Origin of the sequence: Schlesneria sp., assembly GCF_036405755.1 — a bacterium.
GTDB classification, from domain to species: domain Bacteria; phylum Planctomycetota; class Planctomycetia; order Planctomycetales; family Planctomycetaceae; genus Schlesneria; species Schlesneria sphaerica.
In genome coordinates, this window is record NZ_DASWWZ010000042.1 from 1 (window position 1) to 6,043 (window position 6,043).

Consider the following 6,043-nt stretch of genomic DNA (forward strand, 5'->3'; position numbering starts at 1 on the left):
AGAGGTTGTGATTTTTTTGGAAGTTCAGGGTAGCAATCCTTCCGGGATGCGCTAAAACTCGGCCATGAGCACCACCCCCCCACCCAAGAAGCCTGATGTCCGTGTGAATTCTCCTGAACGTCGTCAGTTGGAATGGCGGGACTTTTCTCTGGACGGATATGTTCGACAAGATGACAAGGTGCGGATCATTTGGCGGTATGTCGAATCTCTCGATCTGACGATTCTTTACGACAAAATTCAGGCGGTTGAATTCCAACCGGGCCGGAATGCTGTTGACCCTAAGATCCTTGTTGCGCTTTGGCTGATGGCGACAGTGGAATCCATCAGCAGTGCCAGAGCGCTCGAACGTCTTTCGCAACGAGACTTGGCTTACATGTGGATATGCGGTGGCGTTAGCGTGAACTATCACTTGTTAAGTGATTTTCGTTCTCAACATCGCGACTTTCTCAAGCAGGTTCTGACGACGACAGTCGCCTCTCTGTTGCATGCCGAGGTCATCACACTGGACACCGTGGCCCAAGACGGTGTTCGAGTGAGAGCCAGTGCCGGTTCCAGTTCGTTTCATCGCAAACCGACCATCGAAAAGCGTATTGCGGAAGCGAAGGCTCACCTCGCTGCTCTCGAGGAGAACGAAGATTCCGACGATACTTCGCGAGGTTCCAGCTCGGCGAAAGAACGAGCCGTCCGAGACAAGTTGGCCCGGGCCGAAGAAGCACTGAAACAGGTGGCCGAACTGCAGAAGGAGCAAGACCAGCGACGCCGAGGCAAGGTCGAGACTCCTAAAGAAGCGCGTTGCAGCACGACCGATCCCGATGCTCGCAAAATGAAAATGGGAGATGGAGGATTTCGGCCCGCATATAACGTACAGGTCGCCACAGACGGAGCTTCACGTATCATCGTGGGAGTAGACGTGACAAAGAAAGGGAACGATGGCCAGGAGATGTTCCCCATGCAATCACAAATCATCGCGAACTATGGTAAGGCTCCTCAGAACTACTTGGTCGACAATGGTTTTGTAACCCATGATCAGATCACGAAAACGGAGAATGCAGGCAGCCAGGTTCACGCTCCCGTGCATGGTGAGAAGGCCATGAAGAAGCGAGGAAATGATCCGTTTGCCAGAAAGAAATGCGACACCGATGAATGCTTTGCGTTTCGTCAACGAATGGCAACTGAAGCCGCCCAGCAGCGATATAAGCAACGGCCATCGATCGCGGAATATGTGAATGCCGAGTTTCGTAATCGAGGACTCACCCAGTTCCGAGTCCGTGGGTTGGAGAAAGTCCAAACGGTGGTCGAGTGGTATGCGATCACATTCAATCTTCTCCGACTCATCAACTTGGGATTAGTGACCTGAAAATGGATTGGAATCGAAAGGGAATCGCTCAATCTGAGCGAAATGGAGTAACGTCGACTGCAGATATGAGGATTGGCAATGGATTGAACCACGCAGCCGAGGATTCAACACGCGACTAAATCAAAAAGCGGTGAAAAGCGGAAAACTGAGCGCCGATTGGGAAAAAATCACACGCTCGGAGCGACTGGGCCTGGCGAGCCCCAATGTTCTCTACCGATGGAAACAGACGCAGCTCGAGGAGTCGGGCCCGATCGCAAGCACGCTGGAAGCGCGTGTCCACGAACTGGAAGTGGAGCTTCAGCGAGTGATTCGGGAGCGTGACATCCTAAAAAAAGCGTTGGCCATTTTCGGCCGCAACGAGTGACGGACATCTACGCTGCCGTGCCGGGTATTGCACAATCAAGCAACGCTCAGACCAGCGTCGTGTGCGAGGTGTTGGGAGTCAGTCGGTCCGCGTATTACGCCTGGAGAGAGCGTATCCCCAGCGGGCGAGAATCTCGTGACACGCGACTGGCTCAACAGATCCAAGCCATCTTGTGGAACCATCGCCGCCGTTATGGCGCGCGTCGAATTGCGGAGGAGTTAGCCGATCAAGGAGAGATTTGCTCACCGCGAAAAGTGGCTCAACTGCTGAGTTTACAGGGGCTGCGGGCCCCCACACCATAGCACCGCCCGCCCCCCTCTCCGCTATCGGCAGTGACGTCTGCAGCAGTCTGGCGAGGGGGGCTCTTCGAACGGGGCACCCGAGCCGGAAATCTGAAGTTGATGACCGGCACGAGAGGTCGCCTTGTTCGGCCTACAGAATGGCCAGGGGGTTTCGGCGTTCTTCCAGGGTTCCGCGAGTGACGCCGACTCGGTTGGCCGCGTTCAGTTGGCGCCAGACATCTTCACCCCGGATCCGCTGCGCGAGTAAGTCTCCGTAGAGACCGAGGATCCTTCGGACTTCAGCAGGTTCTTCATCGAGGAACTCGATCCGCAAATTGCGCACGTCCCGCTCCAGCAGCGTCGCGACGACTTCTGCGGCACTTTGCGGTACGGCGTTGTAGAGCGTATTTCGGCAGCCGACGTCCGCCTTCAGCGGATGCTCGGTCCCTACCCGGTCGCGAAGCTGAACGAGGTGTTCATCGCACGGGCGACCGCAATTCGTCTTGTTTGTTCCGGGGGACAGCACGGAACAGAAGACACAATGCTCCATGTGGAACATCGGCATATGCTGGTGAATCACCACTTCCAGCCACTGAGCGGGAACCGCCTCAACGAGATTCAGCAGTTGGTCTCGGTTCAGATCGTAGGAAGCCGTCACTCGCTCGGCCCCCTGTCCTTTCAGATAGTCGGCGGTCAATTCATTCGCCACGTTCAGCGAATAATCGGCCACGAACGGAATTTTCCGCTCGGTACAGAATCGCAACCCTGCCAGATTACGAACCAGAATTCCGTCCGGTGAATGCTTGGCCAGCGCGAGGAACAGCCCCGCTTCGTCGGGTTTCTGGATTCGGGGAGGAGCCAGGTAAATCTGCCGCTGACTGGAATGCACCATCTCGACCGCTTGCCGGTACTCGCGGATATCCTGAAAGTCGGCATAGATCACAGGCGCCATGTCCGATGCGACTGCGTTCTGGCTTTGACCAAAATCCCCCGGGCGTTGCTCGTTCCCGCCGATTTCGCGGTGGACAGGTTCATTGAGAACGGTCTCGATCTGCTTCAGCGTCCGACACAACAGATGCAACCGAGGTCCCTGCCTGGGCTCTGTCGCCGAAGGTGAGCGCAGAATGATTTGCTGCTGCAGTTCCCGCAGTGCCGAGTCTGGATGCAGTCGTCGGGGTCTTGCGAGCATGGCCTGGTGGTCCAGTTTCACCACCATTTCCTGCCGCAGTTTCGACAGAACGCTCAGCGGAATCATCGGCTCTCCCTCAATGCAGGCTTCGAGCCGACGCAGTTCGTAGGGCGTATTTCCCAGCCGGCCGAGTTGTTCGGCGAGAAACACTTCAGTCACCGGGTGTTTTCGCGCCACGGGCAAGGGCTCGGCCGATTCCACCTGGACTCGCAGTTCCTGGTCGTGACTCGAAACGACGTCGGGGGTGACGACAGCTTCGATTTGGGCGGGTTGGCCCGCGATTGCCCGTACGCAGAGATCCAGCGGTCGTTTACGTAACGGATCGGGTCCTGTGTACGTCTTTCGCAGTCGGGCGGTGAGACGGGGATCGTCCGTCTTCCACACAGATTGGCCCGGATACATTCGCTGGAAATCGATCGAGCCATGCTGAAATTCGAGTTCCACTTTTCCCGTTGCAACGGCTTCGTCCACCGACTGACCACCGGCAATGACCCCGTAGACTCGCCCTCCCTGCTCTTCGTTGGCGGTTCGGTCTCCTTCGAAGACGACTCCATCGCCACGCGAAACAGGCCCCTGAAGACGGATTTCGACAGTGTGACTGTAAACACGCGTGACAGTCCCCAGCAGAACTCCTCGCTTCGCAGAGGAAAGTCCGGGGACCAGCATCTTGTGGTCGTCGCCCTTCAGCCAGCCGACGGAAAATCCGCGTGAGAACGACAGTTCCATCTCCCGCACGTCGTCGCGCGAGACATCGATCGCTTCACCTCGCATGGCCGAGTCGATCGCAGCACGGTAATGCCGCGTGATATTGGCGACATAGTCCGCGGACTTCAGTCGTCCCTCAATCTTGAAAGACGAAATTCCAGCGGTGATCAGTTCGGGAGTCAGTTCATAGGCGGCCAGATCCTGCGGGCTGAGCAGATATTTTTGCGGTCCCAGATCGACGTCTTCTCCATCGCAGATCAGATCGTAGGGAAGGCGGCAGGCCTGCGCGCATTGTCCCCGATTGGCACTTCGCCCCCCGAGGGATTCGCTGGTGAGGCATTGACCTGAATAAGCGACGCACAGCGCGCCGTGGACGAAACACTCCAGTTCGACGGAGGTCGACTTTCTCAGTTTTGCGATCTCGCGTATCGACAGCTCGCGCGGCAACACGACCCGCTCGACTCCGAGTTCCTGGGCGACCTCAATACATTCGGCACTCGTCAACGTCATCTGGGTGGAAGCGTGAATCGGCAAATCCGGACAGGCCTCGCGGATGAGTCGTACGACTCCCAGGTCCTGGACCAGCACGGCATCCACATTCGCATCGGAGATCACGCGAAGCAGCGATTCCAGTTCGGGGAGTTCGTCCGTGAAGGCCAGCGTGTTCAGGGTGATGTAGCCCTTCACACCTCGATGGTGGAGGAAGCTCATGACTTCTGCGAGTTCCCGGGGAGCCACATTCGTCGCGCGCGCCCGCGCGTTGAACCCGCAGTTCAAGCCGAAGTAGACCGCGTCGGCACCATTCTCGACAGCGGCGCGCATACAGTCGCGGTCACCGGCAGGAGCAAGAAGTTCAGGTCGAAATGAAGGAGGCAGAGCCATGAATCAGCCGATACAAATATGAAATTGAGTGCGGTGCAATCACTTCGGGCGAGCCACAATGGGCGGGAACGATATCGGTCCTTCCGATCAAGCGAAACCGGCCGCAGAAGTATAACGACGGCAGCCGAGGCCACGGTCAGAGAAGCAGACTCGCGACCTTGTTCAAAACCAACCGTTTCTCCATTCTAGCAGACACAGTATGCTCGCACTCTGCATCGGGTGGATGCCGAAACCGCAGAGGATTTTCGAGCCCACGCGCCGTAACGTCAATTGGTGCCGGGTGTTTGTCCGCGTTTTCCTGGAGATCAGCACTCCTTCCTCCATCGAGTCGACACGATGATTGAACCTGCGGATGCGATCGACGCCGAAATTCGGCAGGACAGCGACTACAATGGGGCCTGGAAGGAGGCCTTTCGGCTTCACCTGCGCGAATTCATCGAGAAATGTTTTTCCCGGCTGGCTCTGTTGATCGACTGGTCCCGCGCCCCCGTCTGGCTCGACAAGGAAATCAGTCAGATCGTCGGACAATCAGGGCATCGTAACCGGGAGGTCGATCTCTTGTTCAAGGTCTGGCTGATCGAAGGTGGTGAACAATGGATTTTCTGCCACCTGGAAATTCAGACAAATTACGAAGCCAACTTTGATTTTCGGATCGATCTGTATAATTCGGGATTGAAGTGGCTGTTTCAGAGAGACGTCTTGACGCTGGTTCTGTTGACCGATGTCAATCCTGACTGGCGACCTGAAAAGTATCAGTTTGAGCTGGGTGGATTTGTCAGCAATCGACTTTTTCCGATGTGTAAGGTTCTCGATCGACTCGCGACCGATTGGAAAGACGACAGATCGCTCGTCGTCGAGGTGTCGCGAGCCCAGATCGCTGCCCTTCGCACCTCACGCGACCCGCAGGCTCGTTATAATGCCAAAACGCAACTGGTGAGAAATCTTTACACGGCTGGATATGATGCGGATCAGATCCGCGAGATTTTCCGACTGATCGACTGGATGATGCACCTCCGGCTGGATTTGAGTCGACAATTTAATGAGGAACTCATCGCCTACGAGAAGGAATTGCAGATGCCGTACGTCACATCAATCGAACGCCACGCGGAACAACGAGGACTGGAGCTAGGGCTGGAGCGAGGATTAAAGAAGGGACTGGAGCGAGGTAGCACCCGGATCCTCATGCGCATTCTATCACGCATCTGTGGCGATGTGCCCGAGGAAATCCAGGCGAAGATTGAAGCACTCTCCCTGGAACAGCGTGA

5 protein-coding genes are annotated in these 6,043 nt (G+C 56.4%); 4 read left to right on the top strand and 1 reads right to left on the bottom strand.

Features of this window, described 5'->3' with window-relative positions; translation table 11 throughout:
• Positions 1-64 precede the first annotated feature (64 nt).
• The 3 genes from VGE80_RS01380 to VGE80_RS01390 all read left to right on the top strand — a co-directional run bounded on the left by VGE80_RS01380 (position 65) and on the right by VGE80_RS01390 (position 2,023).
• A complete protein-coding gene (locus VGE80_RS01380; protein ID WP_373649752.1) occupies positions 65-1,357 on the top strand; it encodes an IS1182 family transposase in 1,293 nt (430 codons plus the stop codon).
• A gap of 130 nt (positions 1,358-1,487) precedes the next feature.
• On the top strand, positions 1,488-1,721 hold the full coding sequence (locus VGE80_RS01385) for a transposase (protein WP_440591399.1): 234 nt from the start codon (positions 1,488-1,490) through the stop codon (positions 1,719-1,721).
• 68 nt (positions 1,722-1,789) lie between these two features.
• Complete coding sequence (locus tag VGE80_RS01390; protein ID WP_440591402.1) at positions 1,790-2,023, top strand: IS3 family transposase; 234 nt, start codon at positions 1,790-1,792, stop codon at positions 2,021-2,023.
• Positions 2,024-2,153: 130 nt separating this feature from the next.
• On the opposite strand, the gene VGE80_RS01395 is transcribed toward VGE80_RS01390, so the two are convergent.
• Positions 2,154-4,778, bottom strand: coding sequence for a DUF3656 domain-containing U32 family peptidase (locus VGE80_RS01395; protein ID WP_440591400.1), 2,625 nt, complete (start codon positions 4,776-4,778; stop codon positions 2,154-2,156).
• A 336-nt stretch (positions 4,779-5,114) separates the two neighbouring features.
• Between VGE80_RS01395 and VGE80_RS01400 the strand changes: the two genes are divergently transcribed.
• Positions 5,115-6,043, top strand: a 929-nt coding sequence (locus VGE80_RS01400; RefSeq protein ID WP_440591401.1) for a hypothetical protein, incomplete at its 3' end; no start/stop codon positions are given.

What these genes read in the sequence shown, in the direction of transcription:
- VGE80_RS01380 (WP_373649752.1), top strand. Translation starts at nt 65, where the DNA reads ATGAGCACCACCCCCCCACCCAAGAAGCCTGATGTCCGTGTGAATTCT.
- VGE80_RS01395 (WP_440591400.1), bottom strand. Translation starts at nt 4,778, where the DNA reads ATGGCTCTGCCTCCTTCATTTCGACCTGAACTTCTTGCTCCTGCCGGT.